A 19012-nucleotide genomic window follows, 5' to 3' on the forward strand; every position below is an offset into this window, starting at 1 on the left:
GGTGTCCACTAGCGTTCACCGGGTTTCCGGTGCCTGTTGTGGATCCTCGCCGTGGGGGCGAGCGACTCCCCGCCGGGTGGTGGGGTGGGCCTCCGCGGGCCAACTGATCCTCGCGCCGCCCTTGGTGGGCGGCGGGGGTCACGTCGGGATCGGCCGGCACCGGGGAGGTGTCGGTCGGCTCGACGGTGCGTGACCACCTGCGGCAGCACGACGGCTGTCGGGGTGGTGGGTCCGCCGCCCGGGGTGCGGGTGGCGATGCTGGCGGCCGCGACGAGGTCGCGGTGCCCGGAGAATTCGCAGTGGGGGCAGGACAGGGTCCGGCCGCGGGGTTTCGGCACCCGCCTACGGCAGGTGGGGCAGGTGGAGGAGGTGCCGCGTTCGTCGACCAGCCGGACGGTGATGCCGGCCAGGGTGGCCTTGTCGGTGAGGACCTGCACGAGTCGGCCGATCTGCCACTGCCGCAGCCGCAGGTTGTGTCGCCGTCCCGCTGGCAGGTCCAGCACGCCGCGGGGGTCGCCGACGTGCAGCACGCCGACACGCTGGCGTACGGCCCAGGAGACGACGGTGGCGGCGGCTTGGTGCTGGGCCTGGCGGATACGGCGGGCTGCCTTTGGTGGTGGGGATGCGCACCCGAAGCCCGTCAAGGGTGAACGTGCCGTGATACCAGCGCACCGGCACCAACCCCCGCCGCCAGCGCGGGAACCGGGACGACCCGTCACCGTCGCGGCGGCGCTTCGCCGCCGCGAACCACGCATCCGAAAACCGGCGCAACACCGACCGCGCACCGACCGAGTCCAGTTCAGCGAACGTGCCCGGCCCGGACGCCGCCAACTCCCGACACAACTCCTGATAGCCCACCAGCGGCACGTCGTGGCGGCGGCGCCGCCACGCGTTGACCTCCAACACGCACGCCCACACGTCACCGGCCGAGCGCAGCAGCCCGAAGCACCGTCGCCGCTGGCTGGGTGTCACGCGTAGCGCAACACGGACCAGGGGCCACCGGACAAGTGGCCCCTGCGTCATATGTCCATAGTGGTCTGACCTGCGCCGCGAAGGCCCAACGGCGCGAAAGCCCGATGGCGAACTACAGGTCGATGGGCTCGAGCTTTCCGGACAAGGTGATCAGGCCGGGCCGTACTTGGCGTCGAGCTCGCGCTGGCGGGACTGGACGACCACGTCCGGCAGCCGACGCACCGGATCCGCGGGCGCACGCCAGGCCCGTACCGGTCTGGGTCGCCGCCGGCCGCGGTGTTGGCTCGCTGCAGGCCATGCTCGCACCGGCGCGGTCGGCAAACGGCTGACGCTGAGCGCCGCCGACAGGCCGTGAAGCCGGCGACTACCAAGCAGATCATCCGGTTCGAGTCCCAGAGGAAAGTTCGGACATATGTGGGGCGGGCGGGACTCGAACCCGCGACCGAGGGATTATGAGATCAAGTTGCCTACCCCGTACGACCTCGGCACACCGGGGTTTAGCGGCGGAAACGGCTCTCGTCGTCTCACACCGCTGCCCCGCTGTCCGTCGACCTCTTGCGGACCAAATGCGGACTGCTGACGGTCAGGATGCCGGTGCGGGGAACTTGATTGCTGTGGTGGCCCGTCTTGCTGATAATCGCCGCGTGAATGATCTTCCGCGAACGGGCTTCTCCGTCAAGCCCACGCTCGTCGGTCAGAAGGTGCTCCTGCGCCCGTTCCTCCTGGACGAAGACGCTCCCGCTCTTCGCTCGATCCTGCAGGATCCGGAGGTGGGTCGCCTGACCGGCAGTGACCACGGACCGGCAGATCCTGAGCCCTGGGACGAGGCCGCCGAGGAGCGGATGCGCGCGTGGTATGGCTCCCGTCACGAACAGCCGGACCGACTGGACCTGGCGGTGGTCGATCGGGTGACCGGCGCCTGTGTGGGCGAGACGGTGCTCAACCAGTGGGACAGCGGCAACCACAGCTGTAACTTCCGGATCGCGCTGGCTGAGGCGGGCCAGGACCGCGGGCTTGGCACCGAAGCGGTGAGGTTGATCGTCGGCTACGGCTTCGAGCGGCTCGGCTTGCACCGGATCTCGCTGGGGGTGTTCGCCTTTAACCCGCGGGCCCGCCGTGCTTATGAGAAGGCGGGATTTGTCGTGGAGGGCGTGCGGCGCGACGCGCTGCTGTATGACGGTGCCTGGGTGGACGACATCGTGATGTCGATCCTCGCTCCCGAGTGGGAGCGTCACCACGGCCATCCGGAAGCCGCCGAATGATCACGCCGCACCCAGCTCGGGCAGGGGTATTGAGCAGGGTGTTTCCGAGGTGGGGCGGGCGGGACTCGAACCCGCGACCGAGGGATTATGAGTCCCCTGCTCTAACCTGCTGAGCTACCGCCCCGCTACCGCGCCGGATATTAACCCGGCCGATCTCGCCCGGCCACCGTCGTATCGGCCGGAGAATTCGCCCGCACCGTCACCGCCTCCGGCGCAGGGAGCGCACGAAGGGCAACGCGAGGATAACAGCGAGCACCCAGGTGACGGCGATGAGGATCGACACGCCGGCCGGGTCGTCCACGTCGTCGAGGGCGGCGCCGAGCGTGCAGAGCAGCGCCAGCCCGCCGATCAGGACGGCCAGGACGGCCGTGGTGATCACCGTGCCCTTGGCCGACCAGTTGATCGCGGGCGAGTCGGCGGCGCCGGCCGACGCGGCCGGCGTTGGCGCCGACGGCGGGGCGGGCTGCGGGATGTGCTCCGGCGGGCGCGCCGGCATGTCCACCCGTCGCTCGGGCCCGATCTGGCTGTCCAGGAACTGGATCGCCGCCGGATGCAGGTCGAACAGGGTGGGCTCGATCCGGATCGAGATGGCGTCGTGGCCGGTGAGCTGGCGGGCCCCGTCCGGCCAGGCCAGCATGGCCGCGCACTCGGCGTACCGGACGGTGAGCAGGCCGTCCGGGGCGACGTAGCTGACGCCGTCCGCGCCGACCCGCAACTCGACGTCGCCCTCCTTCGACCGGTACGCGGTGCCGTCGACGGCGTGGGTCGAGCAGCCGGGCGCCTCGACGAAGCCCGCCCAGTCCGCGCTGCTGCCCTCGGGCACCATCAGCAGGGCCGAGCCCATCACCTCCTGGGCCACCTCGTGCAGGTCGGCGAGGGTGACTGCCTTGAGCTCGGCGCGGTACTCGTCCACCGACAGGTTCGGGTAGCCGGTCAGCAGGTTGAACGCGTGCGTCGGCAGCATGGCGGCGTGCACCTCGGCGACGCCGAGCGAGTCGGCGACCTTGCTGGTGTGTGCGTCGAGGTCGGCCTGCTCGATCCGCCCCACCGCCAGTTTGGCCAGCACGTCGACGAACCCGCCGAGCACGGCGTCCTGCTTGTCGGGCAGCGCGTCGGCGAGGGCCCGCAGGTTGCTGTACCCGTCGCCGCGGGGCTCGTACCCGGCCGTGACGGTGTAGGAGAAGCCGCCCTCCTGCCGCAGCGAGCGGAACAGCTCCCGTTCCAGCACCCCGGCGAAGACGCTGGCGGCGGTACGCCGGCGGATCACCGCGTCGAGCGCGACGCACCTGCTCCCGCTCACGAAGTACGCCGGGGTCTGCGGCAGCGCGGAGGAGGCGGCCGGGACCGGCTGCCGGTACCCGCCGGGCAGCGGCAGCCGGAGTCCCGCCGGCACCCGGTCGCCGGCGATCCAGAGCACCGCGTTCTCCCGGGTGAAGTACCTGGCCGCCCACGTCCGCAGGTCGTCGGGGCCGAGCATCGGCAGCCCGAACTCCGGGTAGCTGGTCAGCCCGTGGTCGCGGGCCCCGTACCGCCACAGCGGCACGCCGTCCATCGCGCCGGGCGTACGGCTGCTCCACTCCGTCCGGAGGATCTCCTTCTCCATCTCCAGCCGCGGCATGGGCGGCTGGTGCAGGTGGTGGCAGACCGCGGTGAGGAACGCCGCGATGTCCTGTTCGGAGCCCTGGGTGTGGAAGTAGGTGAACACCGCGCCGGTGGCGCCGTTGTAGTGGTAGTCCGCCAGGCCGAGGGGCGCCAGGGCCAGATGCTCCAGCAGGTGGGTGACGCCGGCCCGGGCCAGCGTCTCGTCGGCGGTGCCGACCCGGAAGACCAGCCCCGCGTGCATCGGCCCGCCGGTCGGGGCGAGCAGCGTGGGAACACCGTCGATCTCGAACTGCCGGATCATCGTGGGCTGCCCTTCGCGTACGCCTCGGCGCGCATCCGCTGGAACTCCTCGGCCGCGTCGCCGAGATAGTCGAACATCGACTCGTCGGCCAGTTGGCCGAGCGCCGCGAACTGCCCGGCCGCCGCCGACCACTCCCCCATCAGGCCGAAGGCCAGGGCGAAGGTGCTGCGGACGGAGACCCAGCCGGGGACGTGCCGGAATTCCGGGTGCCACACCGACCGGTGCGCCGCCTCCTGGATCTCCTGCCGCACCTGGGGCGCGCGCAGGTAGTCGGCGGCCTGGCCGCGGTCGCCGAGGTCGAGGGCGTGTTCGAGGTGTCCCTCGATGACCAGCACACCGTTGAGCGACCCGGGTGGCGCGCTCCGCATGCACTCCAGGGCGAACCCGTGGGTGGCCTCCCAACTGCCGCCCCACTTCGGGCAGAGCTTCTGCAGCAGCGAGGACTGCGCCGGCCGGTGGTGCGGCTGGTGCTTGGCGAGCTGGTCGTAGCGGCGGCGCGCCTCGGACTGGTGGAGTTCGAGGCCGCGGGCGCTGGTGACCCGGAGGTACCAGGCGGTCACGTAGTTGGGATGCCGGGCGGTGACGTCGATGAGGACCGTCTCGGCCTGCCGCAGGTACGCGTGGAACTGCTCGAACTGCTCCCGGCTGACGTGCTGCGCCCGGTAGCCGGTGCGGATCCGCCACCCGGTGCGGATGAGGGTGGCGGCGAGCAGGCTCGCCGCGACCGGCTCGCCGGGCTGCCGGGCGACCACCGAGCGCAGGAACGGCTCGGTGCCCTCCAGCTCGCCGCACTGGAGGGTGAAGAGCGAGATGCCGTTCCAGTCCAGCCCGCCGACCACCTGCCGGACCGTGGGCCAGTCACCGGCGGCCAGCGCCGCCCGCATCCGGCCCAGCTCGGGATACGCGGTCGCGGGGTCGAAGCTGGGTGCCGGGAGGGGGGCGGGCATGGCGGCGATCATAGGCGATCACCGCCGGCCGGTGACCCCCTGACCAGGCTCTTCCCGCACTGCGGGCGCGGTGGGCGTCAGCGGCGTCGCCGCCGGAGCAGCACGATGGGCAGCGCGAGGACGACCGTGACCAGCCAGCACACCACGACCATGCCCCACAGCCAGCCCTCGTCGCCGTCCGCCTCGTCGGTGATGAACATGCTGAGGGTGAGCAGCAGGCTGATCCCGCCGACGCCGAGGGTGGCGAGCCCGCTGAGCACCATGACCGGGATCTCCCACCAGGAGCGCTTCGCCGGGGCCGGCCGCTGCTGCGACTGCCGCCGGTTGGCCGCCGCGTACGGCTGGGGGATCTGCTCCGGCGGCCGGGCCGGCATGGGGAGCCGACGGTCGGCTGGCACCTGCTGGTCGATGACGTGAATGGCGCCCGGGTGCAGGTCGAACAGCGTCGGCTCGATGTGCACCGAGATGGCGTCGTAGCCGATCAGCCGGCGGGCCCCGTCCGGCCAGGCGAGCATGGCCGCGCACTCGGCGTACCGGACGGTGTGCGGGCCGCCGGGGCCGAGGTAGCTCACCCCGTCGACGCCGACCCGCAGCTCGGCGTCGCCCTCTCGTTGCTGGTACGCGGTGCCCGTCACCGTGTGCGTGGAGCGGGTCGGCGCCTCGGTGAAGCCGGCCCAGTCGGCGGTGTGTCCGTCCGGCACCATGAGCAGCGCCGTGGCGGTGACCTCCTGCACCACCTGGTGCAGGTCGGCGAGGGTGACGCTGTTCAGCTCCGCCCGCAGTTCGTCGACCGTCAGGTTCGGCTCGCCGGTCAGCAGGTTGAGCGCGCAGGTGGGCAGCCGGTCCGCGTCCACCTCGGGCGAGGCGAGGGCGTCCTCCCGCTTGGCCACGGCGGCCTCCAGGTCGGCCTGTTCGATCCGCCCGACCCGCAGCTTGGCCAGCACGTCGATGAAGCCGCCGAGCACCGCGTCCTGCTTCTCGGGCAGCGCGTCGGCGAGCGCGCGCAGGGTGGCGTACCCGTCCCCGCGCGGCTGGTACGAGGTGTCGATGGCGTAGGAGAGGCCGTCCTCCTGCCGCAGCGACCGGAAGAGCTCGCGTTCCAGCACGTCGGCGAGGACGCTCGCGGTGCTCCGGCGGCGCACGACCGAGTCCAGCACCACCGCCCGCGAGCCGTTGGCGAAGTACGCGGGGGTGGTCGGCAGCGCCGACGACGCGGCCGGGACCGGTTGCCGTACGCCGGCCGGCAGCGCCAGCCGCAGCCCGGCCGGCACCCGGTCGCCGGCGATCCAGAGCACCGCGTTCTCCGGGGTGAACCAGCGGGCCGCCCACTGCCGCAGGTCGTGCTCGGTCAGCGTGGGCAGGCCGAACTCCGCGAAGCTGATCAGCCCGTGGTCGCGGGCGCCGTGCCGCCAGAACGGGATCTCCCGGACCGGTGCGCTGCCCCGGCTGCTCCACTCGGTCCGCAGGATCTCCTTCTCCACCTCCAGCCGGCCCATCGGCAGGTCGTGGATGGTGCGGCAGACGGCGGTGAGGAAGCCGGCGACGTCCTCCTCCGAGCCCTGCATGTAGAAGGAGGTGTAGGTCGACGCGGTGGCGCCGTTGAAGTGGTAGTCGGCCAGCCCGAGCGGGGCCAGCGCGAGGTGTTCGAGCAGGTGCGTGATGCCCCTGCGGGGCAGCGTCTCGTCGGCGGTGCCGACCCGGAAGGTGAGCCCCGCGCGCAACGGCCCGGAGGTGGGGGCGAGCAGCGTGGGCACCCCGTCGACGTCCAGTTGGCGGATCATCGGGCGCCACCCTTCGCGTACGCCTCGGAGCGGAAGTGGTCGAGCGTCTGCCTGCCGGACAGGTAGGACCAGGGGTACTCGCTGCCCAGGTGCCCCAGGGCGGCGAACTGGGCCGCCGCCGCGGCCCACTGGTCCATCAGCCCGAACCAGAGGGCGAAGACGGACCGGGTGGAGACCCACCCGGGTTCGTGCCGGAAGTGCGGGTGCAGCACGGAGCGCTTCGCGGCCGCCCAGATGTCCTGCACCACGCGCGGATCCCGCGCGTACGCGGCCCGCTCGCCGTCGGTGTCGAAGGCGTACCACCGCTCGAAGTGCGCGTCGGCGAGCAGGACGCCGTTCTGCGCGCCCTCCGGCGCGGCGAGCATGCGCTCCCGCGCGAACGTGAAGACGTCGTCCCAGGTGCCGCCCCACTTGGGGCAGAGCTGCTGGAGCAGGGCCGACTGCGAACGCCGGTCGTGCGGCGCGTACCGGGCGAGCCGGTCGTAGCGGCGGCGCGCCTCGGCCTGGCCCAGCTGCAGACCCATCGCGGTGGTGAGGCGCTCCTGCCAGGCAATGACGTTGCCGGGGTCGCGGGCGCAGACGTCGATCAGGATCTGCTCGGCCTGCCGCAGATAGTCGTGGAGCTGCGCGAACTGCTCCCGGCTGACGTACTTCGCCTGCTTGTCGCTGCGGATCGCCCAGCCCACCTGGATCAGGTGCGCGGCCAACATCGTCGCGGCCACGGTCTCCCCGGGCTGCTGTGCCAGCACCTGGCGGAGGAAGTCGCCGATCCCCTCGACGTCGTCGGCGACGCCGATCAGCAACGAGCGGCCGGCCCAGTCCCGCGCGTCGAGCAGCCGCCGGACGCGCGCCCAGTCCCGCGCGTCGAGGGCCGCGCGCATGTCGTTGACCTCGGGAAACGCGGCGGCCGGGTCGAAGTTGATCGCCGGGAGGGGCTCGGGCATGGCGGCGATCATAGGTGATCACGGGACGGCCCCGGCTCCCCCGTCCAGTTGGACCCGCCCCGCCAGCTGCGGCGAGGGTGGCGAGCAGCCGCTCAGCCGCCGCCGACCATGGCCACGTCGGACTCAGCGAGCAGGCTCGAGCTCCGCGCCGGTCCGGTCCCCGTCGCGGTTCGTCCGGGACAGCCGGCCCGGCCACCAGACCTTCGGCCCGATGTCGTACGCCAGGGCGGGCACCAGCAGCGACCGGACGACGATGGTGTCGAGCAGCACCCCGACCGCGACCGCCACGCCCAACTCGACGAGCACCACCAGCGGGAGCACGGCCAGCGCGGAGAAGGTCGCGGCGAGCACGATGCCGGCGGAGGTGATCACGCCGCCGGTGAGCGCGAGGCCGGCCAGGACCCCGGCCCGGGTGCCGCGCTTGACCGACTCCTCGCGAACCCGGCTCATCAGGAAGATGTTGTAGTCGATGCCGAGGGCGACCAGGAAGACGAAGGCGAAGAGTGGGAACGACTGGTCGACGCCGGGAAAGTCGAAGACGTACTTGAAGAGCAGCGCGCAGAGGCCGAGCGTGGCCAGGAAGGAGAGGAGAACGGTCGCGATCAGCAGGACCGGGGCGAGCAGCGCGCGCAGCAGCAGGGCCAGGATGATCGCGATGACCACCAGCACCACCGGGATGATCAGGTTGCGGTCCCGGGTGGAGGCGGCGGCGGTGTCCACGTTGATCGCGGTGAAGCCGCCGACCACGGAGTCCGAGCCAGGCACCTTGTGCACGGCCGCGCGCAGGTCGCGGATGGTCCGTTCGGCGCCGTCGCTGTCCGGCGGATCGGCGAGGGTCGCCTCCAGCTGCACCCGCCCGTCGACCACCTTGGGCTGGGCGTTCGGGTCCGGCGGGCCGGCCTGCCGCTGCTGGGTGACCGGGCGGACGGCGGCCACCCCGGGGACGCCCTGGGCCACCTGGGCGATCTGCTGGGCGGTCTCCTGACGGGTGAAGATGGTGGCCGGGCTGCCGGTGCCGGCCGGGTAGTGCCGGGCGATCACCTCCTGGCCGGCCACCGAGTCGGTGCGGTTGGTGAAGAGGTCGGACTGGCCGAGGGTGGTCGCGCCGAGCTGGGTGACGCCGAGGGTGAGCGCGGCCAGCACCACCGCGGTGACCAGCCACACCACTCGGGCGCGCCGGGCGACGAACCCGGCGATCCGGCCCCAGATGCCGTGCGCGGCCTGCGGCTCGGCCTGATCCTCCCAGGGCGTACGCGGCCAGAACGCCCAGCGCCCGCCGAGCACCAGCAGCGCGGGCAGGAACGTCAGCATCACCAGCAGCGTGGCGGCGATACCGATGGCGGAGACCGGACCGAGCGCCCGGTTGGAGTTGAGGCTGGACAACAGCAGGCAGAGCAGGCTGACGATGACGGTGATGCCGGAGGCGATGATCGCCGGGGCGGCGCCCTTCCACGCGGTCTTCATCGCGTCCCAGGGGCGCCCGTGCCGGTGCAGCTCCTCCCGGTAGCGGGCGATCAGCAGCAACGCGTAGTCGGTGCCGGCGCCGAAGACCAGCACGGTGAGGATGCCCTGCGCCTGCCCGTTTAGCGTGATCACGTCGTTCTCGGCCAGGTAATAGACGAACACCGACGCCAACGAGTACGACATCCCGGCGGCGAGCAGCGGGAAGATCCAGAGCACCGGGCTGCGGTAGACGATCAGCAGGATGATCAGCACCACGACCAGGGTGACCAGCAGCAGCGGCCCGTCGATCGCGGTGAAGACCTCGATCAGGTCGGCCAGCAGGCCGGCCGGTCCGGCCACGTCCACGGTCAGCCCGTCCCGGTCGTTCCCGGCGATGTCGCGCAGCCTGTCGACCACCTGCCGGACCTGCTCGCCCTCGGAGCTGTCGATCGGGACGATCACCTGGAGTGCCTGGTCGTCCCGGCTGGGGATCGGCGGCGGCAGCGGGCTCACCACGCCGGGCACCTGGGCGAACCGGGCGACGTCGGCGGCGACCCGCTGGTCGTCCGCGCCCGTGAGGCCCGAGGAGCGCTCGTAGACGACGAGCGCGGGGATGGTCTCCTTCGCCACGAAGCCGGCGAACAGCTTCTGCGCCCGGGTCGCCTCGGCATCGGTGGGGAGGAAGGCGGCGTTGTTGTTGGTCGCGACCTCGCCCAGCTTCCCCGAGTACGGCCCGGCCAGCGCGCCGATGACGAGCCAGCCGAGCACGACCGCCACCGCGATCAGCGTGGCGGTGCCCCGGCTCCGTCCTCCGGCCATCTCCACCCCACCCTTTGAAGCGACGCACCAATCGACGCAGCGGGGATCCTGGCCGACATCGACCATCCTGCCGGGCAAACCCACCCTCCGGGGTGGAAACCTCCCGTCACGTCGACCGGGAGACAGCGCGACCCGCGGTGGCGTTCAGCAGAACGAAGAACGCCCGCCGGCAGGGCCGATGGGCGTGGTGTGGAGTGAAGCTCCCCCGTTTGGACTCGAACCAAAAACCTGCCGGTTAACAGCCGGCTGCTCTGCCAATTGAGCTACGGGGGACCGTAGACCGCTCGGTCCGGATCTCCCCGGCGCCGCGCGACGGCACAAGAGTACAGGACGCCCGGGGGTCTTGGTCCAGTGGGTTACCCCACCCCTTTCGCTCGGCCCTCGGCCGTCGCCGAGCCGGATCAGGGATGATAATACGGGCAAATCGTCATCTCGGCGCAAGGAGGCATGAGCGAGGAGCAGGATGGGTAGTTAGCCGCCGACAGAGGACGCAGGCGCGAGTTGGTCGCTCCCGATGGGGTACCCCACCGGGAACGACGGCGCGTCAGGTACGGAAGGAGCCGCCATGCGCGGAAAGATCATGTTTCTTGGCGGGCTGGCTGCGGGATTCGTCCTGGGCGCCCGTGCGGGCCGGGAGAAGTACGAGGAGCTGGTGGTCCGGGGCCGCAAGGTGCTCGACCACCCGACCGTCCAGGAGGCGGCGGGTGTCGCGCAGGCGCAGGCGACCCGGCTCTACAGCGAGGGCAAGGACAAGCTCGGCCAGACCAAGCTCGGCGAGAAGCTCACCGGCAACGGCAACAGGCAGCTGACCGGCGCGGACAAGCCCTTCGCGGGCACGCCGGCGACGGTGGGCGCCAAGGCCGGTTCGTCCAGCCCGGGCAGCGGCAGCTCGACGTCCGGGTCGTCGACCACGACGGCCCCGCGCACCAAGCCGTCCGGCACGGGCACCAACGGCAGCAACCTCTGACGCATCGAGAGCGGGCCGGTCGCCATCGGGCGACCGGCCCGCTTTGCTGCGCCCGAAGGACGACCCATCGTGGACTTTTGCTCAGCCCGAACAAAAGTCAGAGCGATTCATAGGAAACTTTTGCCTCCGACCTCTTCTCTTTCCTCCCGTGCGCAAATATCGTCCTGCGTAGAACCTGGCCAGGCTCTAGTCACTCCCCCAGCGACCTCCTCAGCCCTCGTCCCGGCGCTGAGGCGGACCCGCCCGACCAGAGCGAGGTTCGATGCGCAGACCCGTCGGCCGCAAGGCCGCCGTACACCTCAGCCTGCTCGCCCTCGTCGGCGCGACGCTCGTCGCGACGGCGGAGCAGCAGCCGACCCCGGCGCAGGCCGCGCCGGCACTTACCGCACCAGCACCCCTCAGCAACGGCATCGAGTACAAGGTGCTCGTCTTCACCAGGTCGGCCAGCGGCAACCAGGCGGCCACGGCCGCCGGCGTACAGGCCATCCAGCAACTGGGCCGCGACCGCCGGTTCACCGTCGAGGTCACCAACGACCCCCGCAAGTTCGACGAGCCGCACCTCAAGCAGTTCCGCGCGGTGGTCTTCCTGAACAACGCGGGCGACGTGCTGACCGACGCCCAGCAGCAGGCCTTCGAGCAGTACTACCGCGACGGCGGCGGCTTCGTCGGCGTCCACTCGGCGATCGAGGCCGAGCCGGACTGGTCCTTCCTCACCGACGTGCTCGGCACGCGGGCCACCGGCGCCCCGTCCGCGGTGAGCAAGGCGACGGTCACCGTCGCCGACCGGGTCCACCCCGCCTCGGAGACGCTGCCGCAGCGCTGGAGCACCACCGACCGCTGGTACAACTTCGCGGCCAACGTCCGCGGCTTCTCGCACGTGCTGGCCACGGTGGACGAGAAGACCTACAGCGGCGGCAGCATGGGCTTCGACCACCCGGTGACCTGGTGCAAGGACTACCAGGGCGGCAGGTCGTTCTACACCGGACTCGGCGCCACCCCGGAGAGCTACGACAGCACCGACCTGCGGGCCCACCTGGGCGGAGCGATCCAGTGGGCGGCCGGCGTGACCGACGGCGACTGCGGCGCGACGGTGCTGGCCAACTACCAGATGACGGTGGTCGGGGCGCAGCCCAACGTCAACGAGCCGATCGGCTTCGACGTCCTCCCCGACGGCCGGGTGATCCAGACCGACCGGCGCGGCGGCGTACGCCTGCACGACCCGAAGAGCAACGACACCAAGATCCTGGCGCAGATCCCGGTCTACACCCACAGCGAGGACGGGATGTACGGCCCGGCGATCGACAACGACTTCGCCACCAACAAATGGGTCTACCTCTACTACGCGCCCCCGCTGAACACTCCGACCGGCGGCGCGCCGACCACCAGCACCGACCCGACGGCCTGGGACCAGTGGAAGGGCTACTTCCAGCTCTCCCGGTTCAAGTTCGTCGACGGGGAGAACCCGACGCTGGACCTCTCCACCGAGCAGAAGATCCTCCAGGTGCCGGTCGACCGGGGCGCCTGCTGCCACGTGGCCGGCGACATCGCGTTCGACTCGAAGAACAACCTCTGGCTGGTCACCGGGGACGACACCCCGGCCGGCGGCGGTGGTTCCGGCGGCTTCTCGCCGCACAACGACTCGGTCAGCGCCGACGGCGTCTACCAGGCTCCCTTCGTGGACGCCCGGCGCAGCTCGGCCAACACCAACGACCTGCGCGGCAAGATCCTGCGGATCACCGTCCAGGACGACGGGTCGTACACCGTGCCGTCGGGCAACCTGTTCCCGGCCGGCAAGGAGAAGACCCGTCCGGAGATCTACGCGATGGGCTTCCGGAACCCGTTCCGGATCACCGTCGACAAGAACGACGTCGCCTACATCACCGACTACTCCCCGGACTCCCGCGACCCGGGTGTGGGGCGGGGCCCGGCGGGCACCGGCCGGATGATGGTGGTCGACAGGCCGGCGAACTACGGCTGGCCGATGTGCGTGCAGCCGAACCTGCCGTACATCGAGATGAACTGGAACACCAACCCGATCTCGCCGATCGGGCCGTTCGACTGCGCGGCGCCGAAGAACACCTCCCGGCACAACACCGGCCTGACCGACCTGCCGCCGGTGGAGAAGTCCGAGCTTTGGTACTCGTTCAACGCGCCGACCCCGTGCCCGGAGTCGTACCTGTCGACCCCGACGCAGACCTGCCCGGTGCTCTTCCCCGAGCTCGGCACCGGCGGCGTCGGCCCGCACGGCGCGGCGAAGTACGACTACGACCCGAACCTGAAGTCGGAGACGAAGTTCCCCGAGTACTACGACGGGGCGATCTTCTTCGGCGAGTTCACCCGGGACACCCTCAAGGAGATCCGGCTGGACGACAAGGGTGACATCCTGAAGATCAACAACGTGCTGAACTGCGGGCAGGCGCCCACCACGCCGACCAAGCCGTTCCTCTGCGACAACCCGATGGACCTGCGCTGGGGCGCGGACGGCAACTTCTACCTGCTGACGTACGGGGACGGGTTCTTCAACATCAACCCGGACGCGGCGATGCTGAAGTTCAGCTACGTGAAGGGCCTGCGGGCACCGACCGCCGTGCTGAGCGCGACCCCCACCAACGGCATCGCGCCGCTGAAGGTCTCGTTCTCCAGCGAGGGCTCGAAGGACCCGGACCCGGCCGACTCGATCTCGTTCGCCTGGGACTTCGACGGCAACGGCACGACCGACTCGATCGACCCGAACCCCACGTACACCTACACCACCAACGCCGTCTACACCGCCAAGCTGACGGTGACCGACTCCAGCGGCAAGACCGCGTCGGCGAACACCACCATCACGGTCGGCAACACCGCGCCGACCGTCACCGTCACCACCCCGCTCGAGGGCGGCTTCTTCAGCTGGGGCGATGACATCCCCTGGTCGGTGACCGTCACCGACCCGGAGGACGGGCCGATCGACTGCAGCAAGGTCGAGGTGACCTTCGTCCTCGGCCACGACGAGCACGGGCACGGTGAGGCGAACCAGTTCGGCTGCTCCGGCGTCCTGTCGACTGAGGCCGACGACGCCTCCCACGGCGGCTACGTCTACGGCGTGGTCAGCGCCTCCTACACCGACAAGGGGGCGAACGGGCAGCCCGCACTGACCACGGTGGACCAGCAGGTCATCCAGGCCAAGCGGCAGGAGGTCGAGTTCGCCCGGGACGAATCCGGGACCACCGTCGGCACCAGCGCCGACACCGGCGGCGGCCTGCAGCGCGGCAGCCTCGACCCGGGCGACTGGATCGCGATCAACAACACCGTGAACCTGAAGAACATCCAGTCGGTGACGCTGCGGACCTCCGGTGGCAGCGCGGCTACCGCCGGGCAGCCCCGGTTCGGCGTCGAGTTCCGGCTCGACTCCGCCACCGGCCCGCTGCTGACCACCGCCACGGTCAACGCCACCAGCGGCAACAACGCCTTCACCAGCACCACCGTGCCGATCGCCGACCCGGGCGGCACGCACAAGCTCTACCTGGTCCTCACCACCGTCCCCGGCGGTCCGACCAGCGGCTTCGGCAACCTCAACTGGGTCGAGTTCACCGGTCAGGGCATCGGCGTCACGCCGTGACGACCGGCCCGGGTGGGGCCACCGCCGGTGGCCCCACCCGCCCCGCCCCTGCACCGACCCCCATCACCAGTCAGCACGGAAAGGCAACCAGGACATGAACGACGCACAGCACGGAATGAGCCGTCGCCGGGTGCTCGGCACCCTCGCCGGGGCGGCCGGCGCGGTCGCCGTCGGCGCCGCGGGCTGGGCCCCCTCCGCCGCCGCGGCGGAGGGCAACGGTCTGCTCGTCCCGGCCGGCAAGCGGGGCATCATCCTCTACAGCGTCCGCGACCGGATCGGCGCCGCTCCGGACGACACGGGCGTGCCGTACGGCTTCGAGCGGGTGCTCGCCCGACTCGCCGAGATCGGCTACCAGGAGGTCGAGTTCGCCGGCTACAACCAGAGCACGGCGATCCTCGGCCGGCAGATCACCCCGGAGGAGATCCGGAAGATCCTGGACGACAACGGCCTGCGGGCGAACGGCTCGCACGCCTCGATCCCGAGCACGGTCACCCCGGACACCATCGCCGCGTTCGAGCGGACGCTCGACACCGCCGAGATCCTCGGCATGACCCACATCGGCACCGGCAGCGACCCGACCGGCAGCAACTACCAGGCCGACTGGGACGCCGCCGTCGACCGGTGGAACACCTTCGGCGAGATGGCCGCCGCCCGGGGGCTGAAGCTGTACACGCACAACCACGACGCGGCGTACAACTTCCTGCTGGACAGCGGCCCGCTGGACGCGCTGGGCCGGCCGACCCGGTCCTCCGGCGTCCGGAAGTTGGAGTACTTCATCGCGCGGACCAACCCGGAGTGGGTCTGGTTCGAGATGGACATCTACTGGGCGCACGTGGCGCAGTACCGGTTCCGCAGCTACACCGATCCGGACGGGGTGACCCAGACCAGCATCTTCGACCCGCTGGCCGTGGTCGCCGCCCAGCCAATCCGGTTCCCGCTGTTCCACGCCAAGGACGGCGCGTACAACCCGGCCAGCTCCGCCGGGTACGACATGGTGCCGCTCGGCCAGGGCGACATCGACTACGGCACGTTCTTCGCCAACATGGGCGCGAAGGGCTACCACAACCCGATGTGGGAGCAGGACAACGCGCCCGGCGGCAGTGCCGACCCCGGCCGGTCGCTGCGCTACGCGGAGGTCAGTTTCCAGCACATGTCGGGCCTGCGGGGCTGACCCACCCGACCGGAGAAACGCAAGGGGCCGCGGCCGGGAAACCGGGCGCGGCCCCTTGCGTCACACTGCTGTGATGCTGGTGTGGCAGATTCCGGATGGAGGTGATCGCATGAGGCTCATCGGACCGGAGAGCCCGGACCAGGCGCGGCTGCTGCGGCTGCTGCGCGACGACGGGGCCCGCTCCCGGGTCGAGCTGGCGGATGTCCTGGGCCTCACCCGGGCCCGGTTCGCCGCGGAGGTGGACCGGCTGACCGCCCAGGGCCTGGTGGAGACCGCGGGGCCGGCCGCGTCCCGGGGCGGCCGCCGCTCCTCGCTGCTCCGGATCGCCGGGCAGGTCCGCTTCGGGGCGGTGGCCGTCGGCACCGAACGACTCGACGTGGCGCTGACCGACGGGGAGCTCACGGTGCTCGCCCGCCTCGGCGAGCCGGTCGACGTCCGAATCGGGCCGGAGGCGGTCGTCGGCCGGGCTGTCGAGCTGCTCGGCAAGCTCCGGGCCGAGGCCGGGCTGTCCCGGCTGACCGGGGTGGGCGTCGCCCTGCCGGCGCCGGTCGCGGTACGCGAGGGGACCCCGGTCGCCCCGCCGGCCATGCCGGGCTGGCACCAGTTCCCGGTCCGGGACGCGATCGCCGCCGAGCTGGGCTGCCCGGTGCAGGTGGACAACGACGCCAACGTCATGGCGCTCGGCGAACAGCACGCCGGCACCGGCCGGGCGTTCGACGACTTCCTCTTCGTCAAGCTCGGCAGCGCCATCGGGTCCGGGCTGGTGCTCGGCGGCGCGCTGTACCGGGGCGCGGCCAGCGGGGCCGGGGACATCGGGCACCTACGGCTCACCGAGGACGGCCCGCTCTGCGGCTGCGGCAACACCGGCTGCCTGGAGGCGTACTGCGGGGACAGCGGCCTGGTCCGGGAGGCGCTGTCCGCCGCGCAGGCCGGCCGGTCGGCGGCGCTCGGCGACCGGCTGGCCGAGGCGGGGACGCTGACCATGGCCGATGTCGTGCGGGCGGCGACCGCCGGGGACGCCATCGCTCAGGGCCTGGTCCGCGACGGCGCCCGCCGGCTGGGGCAGGTCCTGGTGGGCCTGGTCAGCTTCGTCAACCCGGCCATCGTGATCATCGGCGGTGCCGCCCCCGGCATCGGCCCGGTCCTGCTCGCCGAGATCCGCGGGGTGGTCTACCGGCGCTCGACCCCGCTCGCCACCGGCAGCATGCCGATCGTCCTCTCCGATCTGGACGACCGGGCCGGCCTGGTGGGCGCGGCCCGCCTGGTGAGCGACCAGGTCTTCGCCGCCTGACGAGCCCCGGCCGGGCTCACCGCCGACCCCGTCCACACCCTGCCTCAACCGACCAGCCGGCGTTCCCAGGCCCAGGCCGCGATCTCGACCCGGTTCCGTGCCCCGAGCTTCATCTGCACGCTGGCGAGATGGGTCTTGACCGTACCGACGGCGATGAAGAGCTGGGCGGCGATCTCGGCGTTGGTGAGCCCTCGGGCGGCCAGCTTGACGACGTCGAGTTCCCGCGGGGACAGGCCGGCGTCGTCGCGGGCGCGGGCGGGCGGGCTGAGGTGCTCGAGCAGCCGTACGGTGATGGACGGGCTGATCAGCGCGTCGCCGGAGACCGCCGCGCGGACCGCCTCGACCAGCAGCGCCGGGCCGGAGTCCTTGAGCAGGAAGCCGCAGGCGCCGTTGCGCAGCGCGGTGTGCACGTACTCGTCGAGGTCGAAGGTGGTGACCACAACCACCTTGACCGGATCCGCGACGCCCGGCCCGGCGAGCAGTCGCAGCGCCTCGAGGCCGTCGAGGCGGGGCATCCGGATGTCCAGCAGCGCCACGTCCGGGCGCAGGCGGCGGGCCAACTCCACCGCGGCCACGCCGTCGGCGGCCTCGCCGACCACCTCCATGTCCGGCTGCGCCCCGATGATCATGCCGAAGCCGGTCCGCACCATCGCCTGGTCATCGGCGATCAGCACGCGGATCATCGGGCCACCGCCCGGCCGAGCGGCAGTGTCGCGTCCAGCACCCAGCCGCCGGCGACGCCGGGCCCCGCGGTGATGGTGCCGCCGAGGGCGCGGACCCGCTCGGTGAGGCCGATCAGGCCGAAGCCGTGCCCGCGGGCCGGCGGGGTGCGCGGGGTGGCGCCGTCGTCGGCGACGCGGACCAGTAGCCAGTCCGGGGTACGGCGGACGAACACGTCCACGGCTCGGGCGTCGGGGGCGTGCTGGCGCGTGTTGGTGAGCCCTTCCATCACCACCCGGTACGCCGAGGTGGAGACCTCCACCGGCAGCCCGTCCAGGGTGCCGTCGACGTGCAGCCGGGCCGGGGCGCGCGCGATGTCGTTGAAGCCGCTCAGCAGCGGCCCGAGATCGGCGACGCCGGCCAGTGGGGCCAGCGGCGCGTCCGGCGGGGCGTCCGGATTGCGCAGGATCCCGACCATCCGCCGCATGGAGGCCATCGTCTCCCCGCCGGCCCGCTCGATCTGTTCCAGGGCGGTGATCACCCGCTGCGGGTCCTGTTCGGCGACGAACCGGGCGCCCTGCGCCTGCACCACGATGCCGGTCACGTGGTGGGCGATGAAGTCGTGCAGGTCGCGGGCGAACTCCGCGCGCTGCTCGGCCCGTACCAGCGCCACGGCGCGCTCCCGCCCGGCGGCCATCGTGCGCAGGTAGAGCCCTCCTCCGGCGGCGCCGGCAGCGGCGAGGGCCTGGAGCAGACCGAAGATCACGTACACGCTGTCCGTGCCGGTGCGAAGCGGCAGCGCCGCGGCGGCGAGACCGGCGGCGACCGCCGCCCACGGCGCGATGCGGGCCGCACCGCGGCGGGCCACCACGAAGACCACGGCCAGCAGCCCGGCGGACTCGGCGAGCCCCCAGCTGCCGCTGAGCAGGTAGCCGCCATCCGCGATCAGCACGATGCCCGCGGTCACGGCGAGTGAGGCCGCGGCGAGCACGAGCGCCGCCACCGGCAGCCGGCGGGAGCCTTGCCGGTGCAGCGGGAGCCAGAGCAGCGCGGCGGCCACCGCCAGCCCCACCCGCACCAGGAGCAGCAGGGTGCCGGCCGCGCCCGCGGCCGCTAACAGGCCGAACCGCAGGTCGAAGAGGCCGAGCAGGCCCATCGCCGCCAGGCCGGCGAGCTGGCCCAGGCGCACCCACCAACGTCGAAGTCCCGGCGCGTTCATCGTGACCCAGGGTAGCGAGCCCGGCGGTGGCGGCA

General features: G+C 71.9%; 13 protein-coding genes and 2 tRNA genes. 5 read left to right on the top strand and 10 right to left on the bottom strand.

What is annotated here, in order from left to right:
- Positions 1–8: 8 nt before the first annotated feature.
- Positions 9–530, bottom strand: a complete 522-nt coding sequence (locus tag GA0070624_RS30590) for a zinc ribbon domain-containing protein (RefSeq protein ID WP_176731936.1) — start codon at positions 528–530, stop codon at positions 9–11.
- 1086 nt (positions 531–1616) lie between these two features.
- Between GA0070624_RS30590 and GA0070624_RS30595 the strand changes: the two genes are divergently transcribed.
- On the top strand, positions 1617–2234 hold the full coding sequence (locus GA0070624_RS30595; RefSeq protein ID WP_245719069.1) for a GNAT family N-acetyltransferase: 618 nt from the start codon (positions 1617–1619) through the stop codon (positions 2232–2234).
- A 50-nt stretch (positions 2235–2284) separates the two neighbouring features.
- Here GA0070624_RS30595 and GA0070624_RS30600 read toward each other — a convergent pair.
- The 7 genes from GA0070624_RS30600 to GA0070624_RS30630 form a co-directional block, all read right to left on the bottom strand.
- Positions 2285–2358 (bottom strand) — tRNA-Ile (locus GA0070624_RS30600).
- 75 nt (positions 2359–2433) lie between these two features.
- Positions 2434–4137: a peptidase M16 family protein gene (locus tag GA0070624_RS35110; protein ID WP_091346676.1), complete on the bottom strand. Its 1704-nt coding sequence runs from the start codon at positions 4135–4137 to the stop codon at positions 2434–2436.
- Positions 4134–5084, bottom strand: a complete 951-nt coding sequence (locus GA0070624_RS30610; protein ID WP_218105347.1) for a hypothetical protein — start codon at positions 5082–5084, stop codon at positions 4134–4136. The genes GA0070624_RS35110 and GA0070624_RS30610 overlap by 4 nt, the downstream gene beginning before the upstream one ends.
- 77 nt (positions 5085–5161) lie before the next feature.
- A complete protein-coding gene (locus GA0070624_RS30615; RefSeq protein WP_091346678.1) occupies positions 5162–6865 on the bottom strand; it encodes a M16 family metallopeptidase in 1704 nt (567 codons plus the stop codon).
- Complete coding sequence (locus GA0070624_RS30620; RefSeq protein WP_141715219.1) at positions 6862–7809, bottom strand: hypothetical protein; 948 nt, start codon at positions 7807–7809, stop codon at positions 6862–6864. The genes GA0070624_RS30615 and GA0070624_RS30620 overlap by 4 nt, the downstream gene beginning before the upstream one ends.
- A gap of 123 nt (positions 7810–7932) precedes the next feature.
- Positions 7933–10071 (bottom strand): MMPL family transporter, encoded by a 2139-nt coding sequence (locus GA0070624_RS30625; protein WP_091350190.1) that lies wholly within the window; start codon positions 10069–10071, stop codon positions 7933–7935.
- Positions 10072–10271: 200 nt separating this feature from the next.
- Positions 10272–10344: transfer RNA gene (locus tag GA0070624_RS30630), tRNA-Asn, on the bottom strand.
- Between the two features lie 292 nt (positions 10345–10636).
- On the opposite strand from GA0070624_RS30630, the gene GA0070624_RS30635 reads away from it, so the two are divergent.
- The 4 genes from GA0070624_RS30635 (at position 10637) to GA0070624_RS30650 (ending at position 17098) form a co-directional block, all read left to right on the top strand.
- On the top strand, positions 10637–11038 hold the full coding sequence (locus GA0070624_RS30635) for a hypothetical protein (RefSeq protein WP_091346682.1): 402 nt from the start codon (positions 10637–10639) through the stop codon (positions 11036–11038).
- Between the two features lie 262 nt (positions 11039–11300).
- Positions 11301–14636 (top strand): ThuA domain-containing protein, encoded by a 3336-nt coding sequence (locus GA0070624_RS30640; protein ID WP_091346685.1) that lies wholly within the window; start codon positions 11301–11303, stop codon positions 14634–14636.
- Positions 14637–14730: 94 nt separating this feature from the next.
- Positions 14731–15807: a sugar phosphate isomerase/epimerase family protein gene (locus GA0070624_RS30645; RefSeq protein ID WP_245719070.1), complete on the top strand. Its 1077-nt coding sequence runs from the start codon at positions 14731–14733 to the stop codon at positions 15805–15807.
- A gap of 109 nt (positions 15808–15916) precedes the next feature.
- On the top strand, positions 15917–17098 hold the full coding sequence (locus GA0070624_RS30650; RefSeq protein WP_091346691.1) for an ROK family transcriptional regulator: 1182 nt from the start codon (positions 15917–15919) through the stop codon (positions 17096–17098).
- Positions 17099–17142: 44 nt separating this feature from the next.
- Here GA0070624_RS30650 and GA0070624_RS30655 read toward each other — a convergent pair whose 3' ends face one another.
- Positions 17143–17781, bottom strand: coding sequence for a response regulator (locus GA0070624_RS30655; RefSeq protein WP_091346694.1), 639 nt, complete (start codon positions 17779–17781; stop codon positions 17143–17145).
- Complete coding sequence (locus GA0070624_RS30660) at positions 17778–18977, bottom strand: sensor histidine kinase (RefSeq protein WP_091346696.1); 1200 nt, start codon at positions 18975–18977, stop codon at positions 17778–17780. Before GA0070624_RS30660 ends, GA0070624_RS30655 begins: the two co-directional genes overlap by 4 nt.
- Positions 18978–19012 lie beyond the last annotated feature (35 nt).

The organism is Micromonospora rhizosphaerae, from assembly GCF_900091465.1.
Classification (GTDB): Bacteria; Actinomycetota; Actinomycetes; order Mycobacteriales; family Micromonosporaceae; genus Micromonospora; species Micromonospora rhizosphaerae.